The sequence below is a fragment of the Vibrio sp. R-1 genome, from assembly GCF_035615595.1.
In the GTDB taxonomy this organism is placed as follows: domain Bacteria; phylum Pseudomonadota; class Gammaproteobacteria; order Enterobacterales; family Vibrionaceae; genus Vibrio; species Vibrio cholerae.
Genome location: NZ_WPDC01000175.1, coordinates 1 through 1,689, shown reverse-complemented (window position 1 = coordinate 1,689; position 1,689 = coordinate 1). Strand labels below are relative to the sequence as shown.

General features: G+C 34.5%; 1 protein-coding gene. It reads left to right on the top strand.

From position 1 onward, the window contains the following. Positions 1–177 precede the first annotated feature (177 nt). Positions 178–1,659 carry a dGTPase gene (gene dgt, locus GOU96_RS17365; RefSeq protein ID WP_178089977.1) on the top strand — a complete coding sequence of 494 codons (1,482 nt, stop codon included), beginning with the start codon at positions 178–180 and terminating at the stop codon, positions 1,657–1,659. Positions 1,660–1,689: the final 30 nt, after the last annotated feature.

The following is a 1,689-nucleotide window of genomic DNA, read 5'->3' as shown; positions in this document are numbered from 1 at the left end:
CCCATTTCAAAATGTCCCTTTCGGCTCTTTGTTAGCCTGACACAAACCTTTCTCAATGTAACCTCTATACAGAGTTTGTTGCTCTACACATGATGACAGGATGACATTATTGATGAATTTCTGGCACACTATGCTTAGAGCTATCTATCTATAGTTGTTATTTAGAGAACTATCACCATGAATTATAAAGAAAAATTAAAAACAAACAGATACAGAGAATCCTCAATTCAAGGCAGAGATTTTAATAATGAAATGGAGAGCGATCGAGGCAGAGCTATAAACTCAGCCGCCGTAAGACGATTACAGCAAAAAACACAGGTTTTTCCTTTAGAAACAAATGCAGCAGTCCGTAGCCGACTTACCCACTCTCTAGAAGTTCAGCAAGTTGGACGATACATTAGTAAATTAATACTTAAAAAACTTGGTGACAAGTTCCCTCCGGACTTGTCGGATGGGTTCATTAGCGCAGTGGAAATCGCATGCTTGCTGCATGATATTGGCAATCCTCCATTTGGACACTTTGGAGAAGAAGCAATAAATCTTTGGGCAAAAAATTATCTAAAAGAACTTTTTACAAAGACACATACAAACACAGACACTATTGAATTTAGAGATCTATTAATACGAGATTTATGTTCATTTGAAGGCAATGCCCAAGGGATAAGATTGTTGCATCACATTCAAGGTCTTAATCTAACTTATACTCAGCTTGCTTGCTTAATAAAATATACTAGAGCAGCTTACGAACCAAAACCTGAAGATAATGAAGACAACAAAAACCCATTCGCATATAGGAAAAAGAAACCAGGCTACTATTATACAGAGAACGATTTATACAACAAGATTACACAAGAGCTCTCTATACAATCAGGATGTAGATTTCCACTGACCTACATAATGGAAGCGGCAGATGATATTTCATACTGCATTGCTGATATAGATGACGCAATTGATAAAGGGATTCTCTCCATTGATAAGCTGCATAATGAAATAAAAACAACATGGAGAGAACTAATAAATGATGTTAATGGTTCACTAATTGATGATCAAAACTACTTATGCGATATAGCAACGCTGGCTTTAGCCAATGCGGATAAAGAACAATTTAATAAATCTCATGCATATATGTTAACCATACGAACCACTTTGGTTAATGACCTATCGAATTATGCTGCCGAACGATATATTGAAAATCATAATGCAATATTTAACGGTGATTTTGATGAGTCTCTTTTAGATGGTTCTGATAAGTTTCATATGGCAACAGAGACATTAAAAAACATAGCAATACAAAATGTGTTTAATGATAGAGATGTAGAAAATCTTGAATTGAAAGGATATTCAGTGATTTCTGGGCTACTACAACAATACTCAAAGCTAATATCTCTTCAATATAAACAATTTAAGTCACTTGTCTTAAATGATAGATTAAAAACTCACCCAATTGAGACAAGGCTTTACCATAAACTATCAAAAAAACACAAGAATACATATTTAAGGGCTGTCAAAGATATTTTTGAAAAAGAAGACGACATACTGGAATGCAAAGACATTTTGTTAGAACACTATCATCGTGCGAAACTAATCATTGATTACATTAGTGGAATGACTGATGGATTTGCACTTGAAGAGTATAGAAATTTAAGTGCCGCAATATAGCTTTTGCTTGGGCTACATTAATAATATGTA

Excerpts from the sequence above, each read along its gene's own strand:
- dgt (WP_178089977.1), top strand. The coding sequence starts at position 178 with ATGAATTATAAAGAAAAATTAAAAACAAACAGATACAGAGAATCCTCA.